At 48.6% G+C, this 17,400-nt stretch carries 21 protein-coding genes; all 21 read left to right on the top strand.

Going from position 1 to position 17,400, the window contains the following annotated elements; genetic code table 11:
• The first annotated feature begins 7 nt into the window (after positions 1-7).
• The gene (gene hslU, locus PDUR_RS15985) at positions 8-1,411 is read left to right on the top strand and encodes an ATP-dependent protease ATPase subunit HslU (RefSeq protein WP_042207148.1); all 1,404 of its coding nucleotides are present in this window, start codon (positions 8-10) and stop codon (positions 1,409-1,411) included.
• A 378-nt stretch (positions 1,412-1,789) separates the two neighbouring features.
• Positions 1,790-2,197, top strand: coding sequence for a flagellar basal body rod protein FlgB (gene flgB, locus PDUR_RS15980; protein WP_042207147.1), 408 nt, complete (start codon positions 1,790-1,792; stop codon positions 2,195-2,197).
• 6 nt (positions 2,198-2,203) lie between these two features.
• Positions 2,204-2,650: a flagellar basal body rod protein FlgC gene (gene flgC / locus PDUR_RS15975; RefSeq protein ID WP_042207146.1), complete on the top strand. Its 447-nt coding sequence runs from the start codon at positions 2,204-2,206 to the stop codon at positions 2,648-2,650.
• 74 nt (positions 2,651-2,724) lie between these two features.
• The gene (gene fliE / locus PDUR_RS15970) at positions 2,725-3,036 is read left to right on the top strand and encodes a flagellar hook-basal body complex protein FliE (RefSeq protein ID WP_042207145.1); all 312 of its coding nucleotides are present in this window, start codon (positions 2,725-2,727) and stop codon (positions 3,034-3,036) included.
• Between the two features lie 44 nt (positions 3,037-3,080).
• Complete coding sequence (gene fliF / locus PDUR_RS15965) at positions 3,081-4,667, top strand: flagellar basal-body MS-ring/collar protein FliF (protein ID WP_042207144.1); 1,587 nt, start codon at positions 3,081-3,083, stop codon at positions 4,665-4,667.
• A 4-nt stretch (positions 4,668-4,671) separates the two neighbouring features.
• Positions 4,672-5,688: a flagellar motor switch protein FliG gene (gene fliG, locus PDUR_RS15960; RefSeq protein ID WP_042207143.1), complete on the top strand. Its 1,017-nt coding sequence runs from the start codon at positions 4,672-4,674 to the stop codon at positions 5,686-5,688.
• Positions 5,681-6,529, top strand: a complete 849-nt coding sequence (locus tag PDUR_RS15955; protein ID WP_042207142.1) for a FliH/SctL family protein — start codon at positions 5,681-5,683, stop codon at positions 6,527-6,529. Before fliG ends, PDUR_RS15955 begins: the two co-directional genes overlap by 8 nt.
• Entirely contained in the window at positions 6,522-7,835 is a 1,314-nt protein-coding gene (gene fliI / locus PDUR_RS15950) for a flagellar protein export ATPase FliI (RefSeq protein ID WP_042209428.1), read from the top strand. The genes PDUR_RS15955 and fliI overlap by 8 nt, the downstream gene beginning before the upstream one ends.
• Before the next feature lie 8 nt (positions 7,836-7,843).
• The gene (fliJ, locus tag PDUR_RS15945) at positions 7,844-8,287 is read left to right on the top strand and encodes a flagellar export protein FliJ (protein ID WP_042207141.1); all 444 of its coding nucleotides are present in this window, start codon (positions 7,844-7,846) and stop codon (positions 8,285-8,287) included.
• Between the two features lie 20 nt (positions 8,288-8,307).
• The gene (locus tag PDUR_RS15940; protein WP_042207140.1) at positions 8,308-9,237 is read left to right on the top strand and encodes a MotE family protein; all 930 of its coding nucleotides are present in this window, start codon (positions 8,308-8,310) and stop codon (positions 9,235-9,237) included.
• Positions 9,238-9,263: 26 nt separating this feature from the next.
• On the top strand, positions 9,264-10,727 hold the full coding sequence (locus PDUR_RS15935) for a flagellar hook-length control protein FliK (protein WP_081949551.1): 1,464 nt from the start codon (positions 9,264-9,266) through the stop codon (positions 10,725-10,727).
• 27 nt (positions 10,728-10,754) lie between these two features.
• Positions 10,755-11,234 carry a flagellar hook capping FlgD N-terminal domain-containing protein gene (locus tag PDUR_RS15930; protein WP_042207139.1) on the top strand — a complete coding sequence of 160 codons (480 nt, stop codon included), beginning with the start codon at positions 10,755-10,757 and terminating at the stop codon, positions 11,232-11,234.
• Positions 11,231-11,620, top strand: coding sequence for a TIGR02530 family flagellar biosynthesis protein (locus tag PDUR_RS15925; protein ID WP_042207138.1), 390 nt, complete (start codon positions 11,231-11,233; stop codon positions 11,618-11,620). Before PDUR_RS15930 ends, PDUR_RS15925 begins: the two co-directional genes overlap by 4 nt.
• Positions 11,621-11,736: 116 nt before the next feature.
• Entirely contained in the window at positions 11,737-12,555 is an 819-nt protein-coding gene (gene flgG, locus PDUR_RS15920; RefSeq protein ID WP_042207137.1) for a flagellar basal body rod protein FlgG, read from the top strand.
• 151 nt (positions 12,556-12,706) lie between these two features.
• Positions 12,707-12,931 carry a flagellar FlbD family protein gene (locus PDUR_RS15915; RefSeq protein WP_025697967.1) on the top strand — a complete coding sequence of 75 codons (225 nt, stop codon included), beginning with the start codon at positions 12,707-12,709 and terminating at the stop codon, positions 12,929-12,931.
• Positions 12,928-13,398, top strand: a complete 471-nt coding sequence (locus tag PDUR_RS15910) for a flagellar basal body-associated FliL family protein (RefSeq protein WP_042207136.1) — start codon at positions 12,928-12,930, stop codon at positions 13,396-13,398. The genes PDUR_RS15915 and PDUR_RS15910 overlap by 4 nt, the downstream gene beginning before the upstream one ends.
• A 39-nt stretch (positions 13,399-13,437) precedes the next feature.
• Positions 13,438-14,436 carry a flagellar motor switch protein FliM gene (gene fliM / locus PDUR_RS15905; RefSeq protein WP_042207135.1) on the top strand — a complete coding sequence of 333 codons (999 nt, stop codon included), beginning with the start codon at positions 13,438-13,440 and terminating at the stop codon, positions 14,434-14,436.
• Positions 14,426-15,697 carry a flagellar motor switch phosphatase FliY gene (gene fliY, locus PDUR_RS15900; RefSeq protein ID WP_042207134.1) on the top strand — a complete coding sequence of 424 codons (1,272 nt, stop codon included), beginning with the start codon at positions 14,426-14,428 and terminating at the stop codon, positions 15,695-15,697. The genes fliM and fliY overlap by 11 nt, the downstream gene beginning before the upstream one ends.
• Positions 15,698-15,723: 26 nt before the next feature.
• Positions 15,724-16,089 carry a response regulator gene (locus PDUR_RS15895; RefSeq protein ID WP_042207132.1) on the top strand — a complete coding sequence of 122 codons (366 nt, stop codon included), beginning with the start codon at positions 15,724-15,726 and terminating at the stop codon, positions 16,087-16,089.
• A gap of 8 nt (positions 16,090-16,097) precedes the next feature.
• The gene (locus PDUR_RS15890; protein ID WP_052410247.1) at positions 16,098-16,625 is read left to right on the top strand and encodes a flagellar biosynthetic protein FliO; all 528 of its coding nucleotides are present in this window, start codon (positions 16,098-16,100) and stop codon (positions 16,623-16,625) included.
• A complete protein-coding gene (gene fliP, locus PDUR_RS15885) occupies positions 16,622-17,386 on the top strand; it encodes a flagellar type III secretion system pore protein FliP (protein WP_042207131.1) in 765 nt (254 codons plus the stop codon). The genes PDUR_RS15890 and fliP overlap by 4 nt, the downstream gene beginning before the upstream one ends.
• The last annotated feature ends 14 nt before the right edge of the window (positions 17,387-17,400 follow it).

Here is a 17,400-nt window from a genome sequence, read left to right as displayed (position 1 = left end):
AATCAAGATGGCGAATCAATCGCTTACGCCCCGGCAAATCGTAGCCGAGCTGGATAAGTATATTGTCGGCCAGAAGCAGGCCAAGAAATCGATGGCTGTCGCTTTGCGCAACCGCTACCGGCGCAGCCAGCTGTCTGAAGAACTTCGAGACGAAATCGTACCAAAGAATATCTTGATGATCGGGCCTACGGGTGTTGGCAAGACCGAGATCGCCAGACGTCTTGCCAAGCTGGTGAATGCTCCGTTCGTCAAAGTGGAGGCCACGAAATTTACTGAAGTCGGCTATGTAGGACGCGATGTGGAGTCCATGGTTCGCGATCTGGTGGAGACCGCGATCCGAATGGTCAAGCTTGAGCGTACCGAAAAAGTGAAAGACCGTGCGGAAGAACTGGCTAATGAACGCATCGTGCGTATTCTTGCCCCTTCCGCCTCTAAGAATAAAGCCCAACGCAACCCGTTTGAGATGCTGTTTGGCGGGAATGGCGGCCAGGAGGACGCAAAGGCCGATGATTCGGAAGGCGATGCTTCCTTGAATGAAAGCCGCCGGGGAATCCGGTTTAAACTGCTTGCCGGACAGCTCGAAGACGATATCATTGAAATCGATGTCGAAGACACCGCACCGACCATGCTGGATATGTTCGCCGGTCAGGGTAACGACCAGATGGGAATGAATATGCAGGAGATGTTCGGAAGTCTGCTGCCGAAACGGACCAAGAAGCGTAAGCTGCCTGTCCGTGAGGCGCGTAAAGTGCTCATTCAGGATGAAGCGAACAAGCTGATTGATATGGATGACGTTATCCAGGAATCCGTCGCGCGCGCGGAGCAATCGGGCATTATTTTCATCGACGAGATTGATAAGGTGGCGAGCCAGGGCAAAGGGGGAGGTCCCGATGTTTCCCGCGAGGGCGTGCAAAGGGATATTTTGCCGATCGTTGAAGGATCAACCGTGATGACGAAATACGGCCCTGTAAAGACCGATTATGTATTGTTCGTGGCAGCGGGAGCTTTTCACGTCTCCAAACCGTCCGATCTCATTCCTGAACTCCAGGGGCGCTTTCCTATTCGCGTTGAACTGAGCAGCCTTTCCCTTGAAGATTTCGTATCCATACTCACCGAGCCGGAAAATGCGCTGACAAAGCAATATTCCAATTTACTCGCTACGGAAAATATCGAAGTGGAGTTTCAGAGCGACGCCATCTACGAAATTGCGAAAATTGCGGCGACGGTCAATCAAAATATGGAGAATATCGGAGCCCGGCGTCTTCACACCATTTTGGAGAAGCTTCTGGAAGACCTCTCGTTCGAGGCTCCTGAGCTTACACTCGAGAAAATGGTAATCACACCCGAATACGTTCGTGAGAAGCTGGCAAGTATCGCTCAGGATCGGGACTTAAGCCAGTATATTTTGTAATTGCCCATTAATGGCAGGTTTCTAGGAAAGAAGTATTAGTCAAAAAATAATTAAAACCCAAAATAAGTAATTTTGAAGGAATATATGGAGCGTTTAAGGATATTATGGACATTAAATGGAAAAAAGTAGATAAAAAATGATTCAAGCCCTATCTCATTTTAAAAGATAGGGCTATTTTCTTATTGTAATATTATACAAATTCTACGAGAATCAATATATGCAAAAAAAACCTCGATTATGTCTTTTAATGTCGAGCGTTTTTCTAGGTTTTTTTGTAAGAGATTGAGCATCTTTCAATCAAATGTTGTCGAAAAGGAAGGATTTTTAGAAGAGTTGTGGAATTCTTTTCACTATGATAGCTTTGGAAGGGGGAAAATTATGGGTTTGCTGAACTCTCTTAGTTTCCGGCGGTTGCAAAAGGGCGTTGACGCCGCCAATATGCGACAAAACGCACTGGCTAATAACGTGGCAAATGTCGATACGCCTAATTTCAAGCGCTCCGATGTCTCTTTTGAGAGCTTTCTGCGTGAGCAGGAAAGAGGACTTCAATCTTCACTTAGAGCGAAAGTAACGGATTCCCGCCATATTCAATTCGGGTCGACAGGCAATGTACCCTCACCGGTCATCCAGACTGACAAGAGGACGTCTATGAACAATAACGGCAATAATGTCGACATTGACCGAGAAATGGCGCTAAGTGCCGAGAACCAGCTCCGGTACAGTTCTTACGTTCAACTTTTGAACAGTCAAATTTCAATGATGCGAACGGCGACTGAAGGGAGATAATGAGGTATGAATTTCGGCAGCAGTTTTGGAATCAGCGCCTCTGCCTTAACCGCACAACGGCTAAGAATGGACGTAATCTCGTCCAATATTGCCAATGCGGAAACGACAAGAGCGTCGGTGGTCGACGGCAAAGCGGTGCCTTATCGGCGCAAACTGGTGGTGCTGGAGTCGAAACAGAACGATAGTTTTTCCAATATTCTGCATTCTAAGATGAATGGCGGAACGGAAGGCGTGAGTGTCAAGTCCATTATAGAGGATTCCTCGCCGCTAAAGCCGGTATATAATCCGACACATCCCGATGCTGATGAGAATGGGTATGTATACATGCCCAATGTGGATGTAACGAAAGAGATGGTGGATATGATCTCCGCCTCCCGTTCCTATGAAGCGAATGTTACCATGCTCAATGCCAGCAAAGCGATGGTCTCCAAAGCACTTGAAATCGGCAAGTAATTTTCAGTACAAATCTTCTAACGTGACTGTAAGGATTGGTATACTTTAGCGTTTGATTTCTAGGAGGAGAAACCTTGATACAGAATTTGACAATTGGTGCACAAAGCATCCAGCCACTAGCAATGAAGACCACAGAGACGCAATCTGCGGCCGGTCTTTCGGACACTACTAAAAGCTTCGGATCTTATCTTGAGGATGCCCTTAATCAAGTGGCTGCTCAGGAGCAAACTGCCAAAGATATGAATAACAAGTTTGTCCTGGGGGAAGTGAATGTGGATGAAGCGATGATCTCCTCACAGCAGGCTCTGCTGAGTTTGCAATTGACCGCCCAAGTCCGAAACAGAGCTGTTGAAGCTTACCAGGAAATTATGAGAACTCAGATCTAATTAGATCTAAACAATCCTAGCATAGTTTCGGATGGGGTGACACTGTGAATGAAAGGTTCGCCCAGTACAGGGATAAACTTGCCCAGTATTGGAATAGATTCAGCGTCAGACAGAAAATACTTTTCTTTTCTACGCTGTTGATCATTATAATCATCATCGTCGCAGCGACGATGCAGCTTACCAAGACAGAGTACGAGGTGGCTTTTCAGGATTTGGACAGTACAGATGCCGCCGGAGTAATAAACTATCTGGAATCTGCGGGCATCAGCTACAGGTTAAGTCCAGATGGAAAAAGTATTTCCGTTCCGAGTGCGGACGCAGCCCGCGCCAAAGTAGATATTGGATCGCAAGGGATCGTTCAGGACGGCTCAATTGGCTATAAGATTTTTGACCAGAGCTCATCAATGATCGGAACGACAGACAATGAGTTTAATGTAAAGTACAACAACGCTCTTAACGGGGAAGTGGAGCAGCTTCTTCGCAGGATGCAGGGAATTAAGGATGCCAAGGTTCTCGTCAATCTGCCAAAGGAGACCGTGTTTGCTACCCAGGATGACCAGGAGAAGGCTTCGGCATCCGTGGTACTGAGCTTTAAACCGGGCTTTAGACCCACTCAGGACAACATCGACGGCTATTTCAATCTGGTTAAGACGGCCGTGCCCAATCTGCCCATTGATAACATTACAATTACGAATAATGAAACCGAGCTTTTACCGACGGCAAAAGGTGGACAAGCGGGCGTTTCCAGCCAGGTTGAAGAAAACTTCCTCCTTCAGAAGAAATTCGAAGAAGATGTGAAAAAGGATGTTAAAGCGTTTCTCAGCAAGCTAACTGGGCCCGATAAAGTTGATGTGCTTGTTTTTTCCAAGCTGAACTTCGACAAAGAGACCCGAAAGGAAAACCGGGTTGAGCCTGTAGACCCTGAAAATATGCAAGGGATCGTAATCAGCTCCCAAATAATTAGTAATACGTACTCTGGACAAGGCAGTACGGACGGTGGAGTAGCGGGAACCGGGGCTGGAGATGTACAAGGATACCCGAGCAGTGCGAATTCTGGAAACACTTCATCTGAGGAGTCGTCCGAGACCAAAAATTTTGAAGTGAACCGAATCACGAGAGACATCATCGCAAGTCCATACACTGTAAAAGATTTAACCATTAATGTTGCGGTTGAACCACCCGATGGGCAACCAACTTTGGATCCGGCCACTTCGGCTGCCATTCGGCTTATTTTGGTCAATATTGTCAGAGCTTCCCTTGCCGATTCAGGGATTACCTATACTGACGCTGATTTGAGTAAAAAAGTTTCGGTCTACTCTCAATCTTTTGGTGCACAAGCAGCAGCCCAAGCATCTAGCGGCTTTGCAAACTGGATGATATGGGCGATCGCCGCAGCGGCACTGCTGGTTGGAGCTGGCGCGGGATACATCATCTATCGACGCCGCCGCAATAATACGGAAGAAGAAGAGGAAGAGATTCCGCTTCAGGTGCCGACCGAATTCCCGTCCATTAACCTGGACAGCGTAACGAACGAGAGTCAAGTGCGTAAGCAGCTGGAAAGCCTGGCTAAGAAAAAGCCGGAAGAGTTCGTAAACCTGCTGCGCACCTGGCTAGCAGATGAACAGAGGTGAACGAATGGTAAAGGCGGCACAGCAGGGGCTTAGCGGCCGTCAAAAGGCCGCAATCCTGCTCATTACATTAGGACCGGAAGTTTCGGCGCAGATTTTCAAGCATTTAAGAGACGAGGAGATTGAGCAGCTTACGCTGGAGATCGCTAATGTCCGCAAGGTTGACAGCGGCGAGAAGGAATTAATCTTATCGGAGTTTCATCAAATCTGCCTGGCCCAGGAATATATTTCGCAAGGCGGCATCAACTATGCCAAGGAAATCTTAGAGAAGGCGCTCGGGCAGCAAAAGGCGCTGGAAGTTATCAACCGGCTTACGGCGACGCTTCAGGTCAGACCATTCGATTTTGCGCGGAAGGCTGATCCAAATCAAATTTTGAACTTTATTCAAAATGAAAATGTGCAGACCATCGCCCTTGTCCTATCGTACCTTCAATTTGAACAGGCGGCTGCAATTCTTTCTTCTTTGCCGCAAGAGAAGCAGGCTGAGGTTGCTAGAAGAATTGCTGTTATGGACAGCACCTCTCCGGAGGTCATTTCCCAGATTGAGAAAGTTCTGGAGCAAAAGCTGTCCGCAACCGTTACTCAGGATTATACAAATGCAGGCGGCATCGAGTCGATCGTACAGATACTGAATGGCGTCGACCGGGGGACAGAGCGAACTATCCTGGATTCACTTGAAATTCAGGATCCTGAACTGGCGGAAGAAATCAAGAAGCGGATGTTCGTATTCGAGGATATCGTCAATGTGGACAACCGTTCCATCCAGCGCATTATCCGCGATATCGAGAATGCGGATTTGCAGCTTGCGCTTAAGGTAGCGAGCGAAGAAGTCCGCGATGTCATTTTCCGGAATATGTCCAAACGTATGGCGGAAACATTCAGGGAAGAAATGGAATACATGGGCCCGGTGCGGCTTCGTGATGTAGAGGAAGCTCAAACCCGTATTGTGAGTACCATTCGAAGGCTGGAAGAGTCAGGTGAAATCATCATAGCCCGCGGTGGAGGAGATGACATTATTGTCTAGGTTGATCAAACACTCCCAATATGTACCTGTTGAAGCACTCAAGAGATTGGAGCTGGCCCGGCAGCATGCCGGTCTAGCCGAAGAAGAAACCCAATCAGAGGAAAATAGCGAAACGCAACATGGCGATTCCGCTCGCGAGGCGGCCGAGCAGACATGCAAACAAATGCTGCGCGACGCTAAGGAGTTTGCCGAAGAACAGGTGCGGAGTGCCTCACTTGAGGCTGAACACATCATTGAGAGAGCGCATAGTGAAGCCGAAGAATGGTGGCGCAGCCGCAGGGAGCAGGATGAACACCTAACCGAAGCGGTCAAGGCAGAAGCTTATAGTCAAGGCTACAATGAGGGTTTGCTGCAGGCTGAAGAAGAAATGAAGGCAAAGCTAGTGAAGGTAATGGAAGAGGCTCAAGCCGTTTTGTTAGAAGCCTATAAAGCGCGTGATGTGATCATTCAGGAAGCTGAGCCTTTTCTCGTTGAACTGAGCTGCGATATCGCCGAGAAAATTGTGGAGAAGCAGTTAACGGTTGAACCGGCGTTTACAATTGATCTCATCAAGAGAAACCTGGCCCGTAAGAGGGAGCAGGGGATCATCTCTCTATGCGTAAACCCTAAACAGTTCACTTTTGTTAACGCGGCACGCGAAGAACTTTCATTGGCTATTGATTCGCAGGCTGAACTTCAGATTTTGCCCGACTCGACGGTGAAGGACCATGGATGCGTGATACGTTCTTCACTTGGAAGCGTGGACGCAAGGATCGACACCCAGCTCGAAGAGATTAAGAAGGAACTGATTAGGGTGGCGCTGGATAATGTTGGGCAGAGAAATGGGGAAGGTAATGCTTGACACCCAGAAATACAAAGAGCAGCTGCGTAGTATCGATCCCGTCAGAATTAACGGCAAGGTAACTCAGGTTATCGGGCTGATGGTCGAGTCGGAAGGGCCGGATGCCAGTATAGGTGACGTTTGCTATATCTATCCTGCCAAGGGCAGCAGACCGCTCAAGGCGGAGGTCGTCGGCTTTCGCGATAATAAGGTACTGCTTATGCCGCTAGGCGAGCTGCAAGCGGTTGGACCCGGCTGTGATGTGGTAGGTACGGGTAAACCGCTCAACGTGCAGGTGGGTTCCGAACTGCTCGGCAAGGTGCTCGATGGTCTTGGACAGCCTCTTGACGGTTCGCTTATACCGGCTCGCATGCCGTACAGTTCAACTTTCAATATCCCTACTAATCCGCTTAACAGGCCCAGAGTACAGGAACCGATCAGCATCGGAGTGCGGGCGATCGACGGACTGCTAACGATTGGCAAGGGGCAGCGGGTCGGAATTTTTGCAGGCTCAGGCGTAGGTAAAAGTACGCTGATGGGTATGATCGCCCGGGGGACTTCTGCGGATGTTAATGTTATCGCACTGATTGGAGAGCGCGGGAGAGAAGTTCTCGACTTCATCGAACGCGACCTCGGTCAGGAGGGGCTGCAGCGGTCGGTTGTAATCGTAGCGACCTCGGACCAACCGGCGCTGATCAGGATCAAAGGAGCGTTGATTGCTACGACCATCGCAGAGTATTTTCGTGATCGTGGACTCAACGTCATGCTGATGATGGATTCGGTCACACGGTATGCGATGGCACAACGCGAAGTAGGTCTTGCCGTCGGTGAACCGCCGGCGATGCGGGGGTATACACCATCAGTATTTGCCAGTCTGCCGAAACTGCTTGAACGCGCAGGAACAGGGCCAACCGGATCAATTACAGCTTTTTATACCGTGCTGGTCGATGGAGATGATATGAACGAACCGATTGCCGATGCAGTTCGCGGCATATTGGATGGACATATTGTGCTTAACCGGAGCATTGCGAATAAAGGGCATTTTCCGGCGATCGACGTACTTGCAAGCATCAGCCGGGTGATGAAGGATATCGCGCCTGCGGATCAGATTGAGGCGGCGGAAAATGTGAAGCGGTTGATGTCGGTTTACAAGGAATCCGAAGATTTAATTAATATTGGCGCTTACCAGAGAGGTTCCAATGCCCAGATTGATGAATCGCTGCATTATATTGATAGTATTTGGGATTTTACAAAACAGAAGGTAGACGAGAAGACAACGCTGACCGAAGTTCAACAGATCTTAATTTCCCAGTTCGCGAGGAGTTGATTTGATTAATGAGATTTCACTATAATTTCCAGAAAGTCGTCGATTTGAAGGGCAATGAAAAAACGCAGGCGGAATGGTTGCTCTCAAACGCGCTTGGGGAACTCCAGGCCCAGGAGAAAAGTCTGGTTGAACTTATGGAACAGCGAAATGAAATTTTACTCTCGCTTCAGGCAGCGGCAGAGCGCAGAACACCGATGGCGATGATCCGGGAAATGCAGGATTACGTGGATTATTTGGACAACTGCATTACCCGCAAACAAGGTGAGATTAGCCAAGCGCATCAAGAAGTTTCAAGAAAACAGGATAATCTTAACTCAAAAGCTTTGGATGAAAAAATTTGGTTGAAAGCAAGGGAAAAAGCGCTGGGCATTTTTAAACAAAATATGAATTTGCGGGAACAAAACGAACTGGATGAGATGGCTACCGTCCGCTTCGCGATGAGGCCCCTCTGACGTTTGGAGGTTATTCACCAGTGGCAACGAACGATTTTGAGCTTGAAAACGAAGGGGCGGCAAGCAAGTTTGAGCGGTTTCTGTTTCTGATGATTCCGATTATTTTCACTCTTGTCCTCATTGGGGTGCTGCTGACGCTTTTAAATACGGATTTCAGAAACGACATGCTGCAGATAGCTAACAAAATTCCGCTTGTAAATCAATGGGTGCCTGATCCGAAAGAGGCTACCGCCGGCAGTAGCCAGCAGCAGGATCAAGAGGCAAGCTCGGAAGCAACCATTAAGGAGCTAAAGGCCAAGCTATCCGAACAGGAAAAGACAGTACAACAGCTGAATGAGCAAAAAACCGCGCAGGACAATCAGGTACAGGAACTGCAGACTCAGATTGTCGACATGCAGGAGACCGCCAGCAGTCAGGAACAGGCAGAAGCAGAGGATGCCCACGAGAAAGAGATAGCAGCTATGACTAAACTTTATGCGGGAATGAAAGCATCCAAAGCGGCGGCGATCATGCAAAATATGACGACCGATGAAGTGGTTCAGCTTCTTAGCGGAATGAATAATGACAGCAAAACTGCCATTTTGGAAAAGATGGACCCGAAAGTTGCCGCAGACGTGTCCATAAAGCTAAAAGAATCGGCTAATTCTTCCGATATGGCTATTGCAGCCCTTCAATCGAGACTAAATCAAGAATCGGCGGCAGCAAGCGTCTCGAACGGCAGCAATTCAAATCTTGACAAGGAAAAGCTAAGCCAGACTTTCTCCGCTATGCCTGCCGCCGAAGCAGCAAAACTGCTCAGCGATATGTACGGCATCAGTCCGGATAAGGTGATTACGATTCTGAGTACCGTGAACGACGGTGTGCGGTCTTCCATACTATCCGAGATGACCAAGAATGATACAAAAGGAGTAACTGCCAAAATTGTGAATCGTCTGATGGGTGGTAAATAAGCTTTACACTTGAAAGGAGGTGGAAAATGATGAGTCTTGTATTTCAAATGATTTCTTCAGGCAAAGGTCTTAATGCCAAAGCGGCTGCTTCTGCCGGATCTTCCGGAATAGAAGGAGTTATCGGTACTGCGGGAAACGGGATGTTCTCCCAGACTCTGTTGCAATCGATGGCAGGAGCGGCTTCTGGTATGACAGCAGCTTCAAAGGGCGATTCGGTAGCTGTAACTTTACAGAACCTTCTGAAGACGACAGTTTCCGGATCAACAGACAAGGATGGCGAAATGTCAGGCGCGGCCGGCCAAGAGCTGCTGGATCAACTTCTTCCCGAGCTTGCAAAACTGGATGAACAGATTGAAACGAATCCCGCGCTGCTGGCGGCGCTTCAAGGCTGGCTGATTCAAGTCTCCGCTCTTTTGTCAGGGGAAGGTCAGGCTGAGAACACGCTTACAGCACTTGCACAGAACCCCGCAACCGCCAGGTTTGCTGTTCAGGATGAACTGAACAACCTTGCGGCCAGATTTCAGCAAGCTGCAGATAGCGGCGATGAAGCCGCAGCGGGCAAAGCGCTGACGCTGCTGAACAGCTTTGCGGCAATCCTTGAACCGTATACTGGAACCGAAACAACTTCCAATGTAACTTCTGTACAGTCTGCGGCCTCCCAAACTGCCGTCGCAGGAAAGATTCAAGAACGCCAAGAGGACGGCAATAATTTCGAAGGAACCGCTCCTTCCAAGACCGGAGACTTGATTGCGAACAAGCCGGATACTTCCGGAAAAGCTGCCGCGAACCCTAGCGATGTCAAGGCTGCTGCAGGCAACATGATGGACCTTAAAGTAACGACGACATCCGCAGAAGGTAAGGAGCATTCCAAGGCAAGTGCAGATGTACTATCCGAAATGGCTGCAGAGCAGGATTCTTCCACAGGGGACAGCAAAGTCATTACCGCAGGCCAGCTCATGCTGAGAGACGGAATTACGGCTCCTCTGAAGACGGAGACCCACCAAGTTCCGGTTCATAGATTTGCGCAAGAAATGACTGGTTTTATTACAGGCAAGCTGGAGATTGTCAATAAAGGCGGGATTGCCGAGGCGACAATATCTCTGTTTCCGGAAAATCTGGGACAAGTAGATGTCAAAATCACGATGCAGAACGGTCATTTGGTAGCGCATTTCATGACTGAGCATGCTGGAGCCAAAGATTTGCTTGAGAATCAGATGTCCCAGCTGCGTGCTGCGCTTCAATCCCAAGGACTGCAGGTGGAAAAACTGGAAGTTTCACAGAACAATGCTTCCCAGCAGTCGCAGCTCTTTCAAGAGGGACGACATTCTGGAGCAGGCGGCCAGGGTTCCGACAGACGCTCCAAGGAGCGGAAGGAAGCATCAGATGATGCTATTCTCACCGCCGAACTCGATGGAGAATGGAAAGAATGGCTGAATAGCGAAAGACAAAGTGCCCGTAGTCTGACAGGACAGTTCTCAGCTGAGGCTTAGGGGTGATGGAAAGAGGGGTGAAAGGTAATGGCAACCTCGAATAGTATGATATCCACAAATAATGTATGGCCCAACTATTCGGCAGCTAACGTCTCGGGCAGCAGTAAGGGCGATCAAACGCTCGGGAAAGACCAATTTCTTAAAATTTTGGTTACACAACTGCAGAATCAGGATCCGATGCAGCCTTTGCAAGACAAGGAATTTATTGCTCAAATGGCTCAATTTACATCTGTTGAGCAGCTTATGAACATCTCCGGCCAGATAACGGCGCTTAATCAGTCGCTTGGCTCGGTTTCAGGTCTAATTGGAAAAAATGTCAGCTGGCTTGACAGCTCCACTTCAGAGCAGAAATCGGGAACGGTGGATTCCATTGTCGTTAACGACGGAGTGCAGTATGCGCTTGTTGGTAAGGACAAGATTGCGCTCACTGATATTACGCAAATTAAAAATAGTGACAGCACCTCGGCGGTGGACGAAGCCGGCAGCGCAGGCGGGACGGCATCATGAACGATAAAATGACTGTCGGACAGATGTTTACCGGTGTCCGGCATCCGGGCGTGCTGCCGCGTTCAAACACCGTCAATAACAACGGATCTTCATCCGGAAGTACCTCTTTCGAAACCGTACTTCAGCGGAATATGCTGAAATTCAGCAATCATGCTGCGAAGCGGCTGGAGCAGCGAGGGATTCAGCTTGGAAGCAAGCAGCTTGACCAGATCTCTTCGGCCGTAGAACAAGCGGCGGCCAAAGGCAGCAAGGAATCGCTCATTCTGTTGAAAGATTTGGCGCTGATTGTCAGTGTTGCTAACCGTACCGTGGTGACGGCAATAGATGGGAACTCCATGAAGGACAATGTGTTCACCCAAATAGATAGTGCAGTGATCATCTCTTGACCCGGCTGGTCCTAACGGAAAGCCGGAGGACCGCCGACCGACTGAAGCGGTCCTACCTATAATCATTATCCAAATTAATGGAGCCCCCAAGCTCTAAATTCTGGGAGGGTATAATAATGTTAAGATCAATGTACTCTGGTGTTTCAGGCATGCGCGGTTTCCAAACCAAGCTGGATGTTATCGGAAACAACATCGCGAATGTGAATACGATCGGTTTCAAATCGGGACGTGTCATGTTCAAAGATATCATGAGCCAGACGATTTCGGGCGTTACCGCGCCAAACGATGACGGACAGGGCGGTGTCAACGCCAAGCAAATCGGACTTGGCGTCAGCATCGGTTCCATTGACACGATGCATCTGGCAGGCAGCGCCCAAACAACCAATAATCCGACCGATCTGCGTATCGACGGAGATGGTTTTTTCCTTGTTAATTTGACTGGCGAGGAAGCGACTCCTTTTCTGACCCGGGCCGGTGACTTTCATGTTGATGCCAGCCGTAACCTGGTTACTTCTGACGGCCTTCATGTGCTGGATTCAGGCGGAGCGCCGATAGTCATTGGAGAGGACGTCACGGCCTTCTCGATTTCCAATGACGGAACCATTGTACAGACAATGGCCGACGGTACAACCCAACCGGGCGTCCAAATCGGCGTCGCTAAAGTCAGCAACCCTCAGGGCCTTGAGAAAATTGGGGGCAATCTGTATCGAATGACTTTGAATGCCAACGCAGAAGGCGCTCTGGAGCCTACAACCGCCAACAATGGCGAAGCAGGCACCGGAGCAATTGTTGCGGGACAATTGGAAATGTCCAATGTCGATCTGACGAATGAATTTACAGAAATGATCGTCGCTCAGCGCGGGTTCCAGGCGAATTCCCGGATTATTACAACATCGGATGAAGTGCTTCAGGAAGTCGTTAATCTGAAACGATAATTTCAGGTCATCCTGGCAATTCTCTGGTTTAGTATTTTTCGGATGCTGGGCTTGCAGAATAATAGCTATATATTGCTTGTTTATAGCTCATCGTATTGGTTACAATCTGGGGGAGGCGATCCTCTCCCAATTTATTGTTAGGAGGCCTCTTATGATCTCGGTAACACGTTTAAACGGATCGCCAATGTGGCTGAATGCCCTGCTGGTGGAAATGGTGGAAGAAAGCCCAGATACTTACATCACGCTTGTAACGGGCAAGAGGCTGATCGTTCTTGAAAAAGCCGACGAAGTTATTGCGAAAATCCGTGATTACAATAAGGAAATCGGCGCCTACTCAGCCACCATTAAAGTCCAAACACTGGAGGAGCTTTCATGAAAAAGATGCTGCCTTGGCTCATCACGATTTTATTGGCGATTACTTTAATCGTGCTGGCCGCTTTTTTACTAATGAACAAATGGTTTTCCGATAGCAGCGGCAACGCGGTTAACGACTCAGTAAGCAGTGTGGAGACAAAGAACTTGACTGCAGATGAAATCGTGGCCATGACTTCGGAAATTAACGAAATAAAAACCAATCTTGCTGATCCCGATTACATCGTTTCTATAAACTTCGCCTTCCAATTGAATTCCGAATCAAGTAAGGAAGAGTTCGAAAAAATCAAGGAAATCAAGATCAAACCGCTTATTATTAAAGCACTGGCCGACGCTAAACCGCAGGAACTGAATGGGGCGGCCGGCAAGGATCAGCTTTGCAGCAAGCTTGTTAATATAATCAACAATACGTTGACAGATGGAAAGCTGACCCAGGTGGAGATGACCGCTTTTGTTGTAACTACTATATAAACGGCAGCATTTCAAAGTTATCTTATGGGGGGTGATTGAATGGTTGATGTACTTTCGCAAAACGAGATTGATGCCCTGCTTGCCGCTTTATCATCCGGTGAGATGGACGCCGACGAACTAAAAAAAGAGGAAACCCAGCGCAAAATACGCTCATATGATTTTAAACGGGCTGTACGTTTCTCGAAGGATCATATCCGAAGCCTGACCCGGATTCATGATAACTTCGCCCGATATCTGACGACTTATTTCTCGGCACAGTTACGAACTTTTGTACAGATCAATGTCGTTCAGGTGGAGCAGTTGCCTTATGATGAATTCATCCGTTCCATACCCAAGATGACTATATTGAATATTTTTGAAGCTGAGCCCTTGGAAGGTAGAATGGTAATGGAAGTGCACCCGAATATTGCCTTCGCCATGCTTGATCGGCTTCTTGGAGGGATCGGGACGGCTCCTTCCAAAATCAACGCTCTGACTGAAATTGAAACAACTATAATGGAGCGTATATTCAGCAGATGCTTTGAGAGCTTGCAGGAGGCCTGGAAGACGGTGCTGGATATTGAGCCGGTTATGGAAGCGCTGGAGACAAATCCGCAGTTTATGCAGATCGTATCCCCTAATGAAACAATTGCGCTCATTTCACTCAGCACCAAGATCGGGGATACAACGGGCATGATCAATCTATGTATCCCGCACGTTGTACTGGAGCCAATCATGTCCAGATTGTCCGTGCATCAATGGTTTGTATCTGAGAAAAAGGCTAGGGATGAGCAGGAAGTGGAGGCGATTAGAGCCAGCGTCAACAAGGCTCAGCTTCCAATAGTCGCCGAACTGGGGGAATCCAGAATTTCGATAGCCGAGTTCCTCGGCCTTAATGTAGGAGATGTAATCTCACTTAATAGGACCGTTGATACCGGACTATCGATCAAAGTGGGCGACAAGCTGAAGTTTATTGGAAGTCCGGGAATGCTCAAAGACCGGGTAGCCGTGCAAATTGATGAGATTGTCAGCGAAGGAGTTGAAGGACTTGACGAGTAAAGATTATTTATCCCAGGAAGAAATCGACGCACTTTTAAGACAATCGGCGGAAAGCCCGGGAAGCGCATCTTCAGAGAAGACGGTGGATGATTATCTGACCCCGTTTGAGCAGGATGCCTTAGGAGAGATTGGTAATATTACGTTCGGCAGCGCCGCAACAGCGCTTTCGACCCTGCTCGGTAAAAAAGTGGACATCACGACCCCGCAAGTCTCCATTATTACGCGCAGTGAGTTTGAGGAAGTTTTCCCTAAACCTCACGTTGCAGTGCATGTAGAGTATGTAGATGGCTTTCAGGGCATTAACTCGCTCGTGATCAAAATCCGTGATGCCCAGGTTATTGCCGATCTGATGCTGGGTGGTACCGGAGAACCTAATGAAGAAGAACTGAACGAGATACATGTCAGTGCTGTGCAGGAGGCCATGAATCAAATGATGGGCTCCTCCGCCACATCGATGTCGACCATTTTCAACCGGTTCGTTAACATTTCGCCGCCAGGTATCGATATCCTTAACATGTCTAGCGGCGAGGGAGTGGCTAACCTGCCTGAAGACGAGACACTGATTCGTATCTCGTTCCGTCTCAAAATTGGTGAACTGATCGACTCGACCCTTATGCAGCTTCTGCCCGTTTCTTTTGCTAAGGATATGGTGATGATGCTGGTTGGAGACTCCTCGGAATCGACTGAAGCGCCTGCTGCCGCTGTTGAAGCACCGGCCCCTGCCAAACCGGAAACATCTCAGCCCCAGCCCGCATCGGCTGCTCAGCAGCCGGCGGCACAACAGGTACCACCAGGACAATATCCGGGAATGCCTGAAGGAGGCCATTATTATCCACCATACGGAATGCCTTCTTATGGTATGCCCCCTCAGGGAATGCCTGGACAACAGGGAATGCCTTACCCGCAGTCCCCGCCCCCAGCTTCCCAGCCGAACCGGAATGTCAACGTACAGCCGGTCCAGTTTGCCAATCTCAGCGGTAACACATTTGGGAATATTGACGAAAATAATTTGAACTTATTGATGGACATACCCCTAAAAGTGACCGTAGAATTAGGTAGGACCCAGAAGCAAATCAAAGACATTCTTGAAATGTCGCAAGGATCGATCATTGAGCTGGACAAGCTTGCAGGCGAGCCTGTTGATATACTAGTGAACAACAAGCTGATTGCCAAGGGAGAAGTAGTGGTAATCGATGAAAACTTTGGGGTTCGTGTAACGGATATCGTAAGCCAATGGGACCGGGTTCAAAAATTACAATAAGCATACTTAGGGAGGATATTTTTAAGATGGGTAACCGAATTTTGATCGTGGACGATGCTGCATTTATGAGAATGATGATTCGCGATATTTTATCGAAAAACGGTTTTGAAGTGGTGGGTGAAGCCCAGGACGGTTCCCAGGCGATTGAAAAATTCAAGGAACTGCGTCCCGACCTGATTACCATGGATATTACCATGCCTGAAATGGACGGAATCGCGGCACTGAAAGAAATTAAAAAAGTGGATGCCAACGCCAAAGTCATTATGTGTTCCGCCATGGGTCAGCAGGCTATGGTTATCGACGCAATCCAAGCTGGAGCAAAAGATTTTATCGTTAAGCCATTCCAGGCGGACCGCGTTATCGAAGCCATCAGTAAGACGCTTGGCGTGTAGGATTATTCATGCCGCTCAACACCGAGCCGCTCGGTACAGGCAATAACCTGCTGAATTTACTCAATGTTATTTTTGTGCTGGCGGTCATCATCGTTATTATAATACTGCTAATCCGGTTTCTGGGGCGGCGCAACCAAGCTTGGATGAAAGGCCGTTCCATGCGCACCTTAGGTGCAGTGGGACTTGGCCCTAACAAGTCGATGCAGGTGATAGAAATTGGGCGCAGTCTCTATTTGATCGGGGTTGGCGAGAACGTAACGATTGTGGATAAAATCACCGATCCCGAAGAAGTAGCGTTAATCGTATCGGCATTCGAGGAGCAGTCTGTGCCGGGCAGCAAGTTCTTTATTCCGCTGATTACCAGGGTTAGAGAAAGGCTGCGCGGGGAAGTTCCGTCTCAGGAAATCGATCTGAACGAGACTTCTTCTTTCTATGAAATGCTGCAGACCAAGCTGCGCTCCGCTTCGGACCGAGAGAAGAAGATGGAGGAACGGCTTGACGGCGAAGATCAAAAGGGCAGGCAGGGGGATTTATGAAGAAAAAAATATGGTTAGCCTTCCTGCTGATTGGTGTTATCAGTTTTCTGGCTCTGCGTCCGATTTATGCCGCCGATCCTATTCCGAACATTGACATTCAAGTAGGAGGAGACGGCGGTCAAACCGGCACCAGTTCCATTTCCATCCTGCTGCTGATTACGGTTCTTAGCGTGGCTCCGGCTTTTCTGGTTCTGATGACCAGCTTTACCCGGATCGTAATCGTGCTGGGATTTATCCGCACTTCGCTCGGAACGCAGCAGATGCCGCCGAACCAGGTGCTGGTGGGACTCGCTCTTTTTCTGACGCTGTTCATTATGTCACCAACTTTGTCAACAGTGAATCAGACGGCGCTGCAGCCTTACATTAAAGGCCAAATCACGCAGACGGAAGCGATGAACAAGGCCGCCGTTCCGATGAAACAATTCATGTTCAAGTATACGCATGAGAAGGATTTGCTGCTGTTTATGAAATATAACGGCTACACAGGCAATAACAAGCCGGCGACTTACACTGATATTCCACTGACCGTGCTCGTGCCTTCCTTTGCGATGAGTGAATTGAAAACGGCCTTTCAAATGGGCTTTATGATTTTTATTCCTTTTTTAATTATCGATATGGTGGTAGCCAGCACGCTCATGGCGATGGGGATGATGATGCTGCCGCCCGTAATGATCTCGCTGCCCTTTAAAATCATGCTGTTTGTGCTGGTGGACGGTTGGTATCTCGTAGTCAAATCGCTGCTGCTCAGCTACGGCTCGTGACGGGGAAGAGGAGG

The organism is Paenibacillus durus (assembly GCF_000756615.1).
Taxonomy (GTDB): Bacteria; Bacillota; Bacilli; order Paenibacillales; family Paenibacillaceae; genus Paenibacillus_AQ; species Paenibacillus_AQ durus.
The sequence above is the reverse complement of the archived record's forward strand: the minus strand, read 5'-3'. Positions and strand labels throughout refer to the sequence as shown.

Bases quoted from the DNA above. Each gene is read 5' to 3' on its own strand.
- flgG (WP_042207137.1), top strand. From the start codon at position 11,737: ATGTTAAGATCAATGTACTCTGGTGTTTCAGGCATGCGCGGTTTCCAA.
- PDUR_RS15890 (WP_052410247.1), top strand. From the start codon at position 16,098: ATGCCGCTCAACACCGAGCCGCTCGGTACAGGCAATAACCTGCTGAAT.
- flgC (WP_042207146.1), top strand. From the start codon at position 2,204: ATGAATTTCGGCAGCAGTTTTGGAATCAGCGCCTCTGCCTTAACCGCA.
- hslU (WP_042207148.1), top strand. From the start codon at position 8: ATGGCGAATCAATCGCTTACGCCCCGGCAAATCGTAGCCGAGCTGGAT.
- PDUR_RS15935 (WP_081949551.1), top strand. From the start codon at position 9,264: ATGATGAGTCTTGTATTTCAAATGATTTCTTCAGGCAAAGGTCTTAAT.
- PDUR_RS15895 (WP_042207132.1), top strand. From the start codon at position 15,724: ATGGGTAACCGAATTTTGATCGTGGACGATGCTGCATTTATGAGAATG.
- flgB (WP_042207147.1), top strand. From the start codon at position 1,790: ATGGGTTTGCTGAACTCTCTTAGTTTCCGGCGGTTGCAAAAGGGCGTT.
- fliI (WP_042209428.1), top strand. From the start codon at position 6,522: ATGCTTGACACCCAGAAATACAAAGAGCAGCTGCGTAGTATCGATCCC.
- fliM (WP_042207135.1), top strand. From the start codon at position 13,438: ATGGTTGATGTACTTTCGCAAAACGAGATTGATGCCCTGCTTGCCGCT.
- PDUR_RS15930 (WP_042207139.1), top strand. From the start codon at position 10,755: ATGGCAACCTCGAATAGTATGATATCCACAAATAATGTATGGCCCAAC.
- fliJ (WP_042207141.1), top strand. From the start codon at position 7,844: ATGAGATTTCACTATAATTTCCAGAAAGTCGTCGATTTGAAGGGCAAT.
- PDUR_RS15925 (WP_042207138.1), top strand. From the start codon at position 11,231: ATGAACGATAAAATGACTGTCGGACAGATGTTTACCGGTGTCCGGCAT.
- PDUR_RS15915 (WP_025697967.1), top strand. From the start codon at position 12,707: ATGATCTCGGTAACACGTTTAAACGGATCGCCAATGTGGCTGAATGCC.
- fliG (WP_042207143.1), top strand. From the start codon at position 4,672: ATGGTAAAGGCGGCACAGCAGGGGCTTAGCGGCCGTCAAAAGGCCGCA.
- PDUR_RS15910 (WP_042207136.1), top strand. From the start codon at position 12,928: ATGAAAAAGATGCTGCCTTGGCTCATCACGATTTTATTGGCGATTACT.
- fliP (WP_042207131.1), top strand. From the start codon at position 16,622: ATGAAGAAAAAAATATGGTTAGCCTTCCTGCTGATTGGTGTTATCAGT.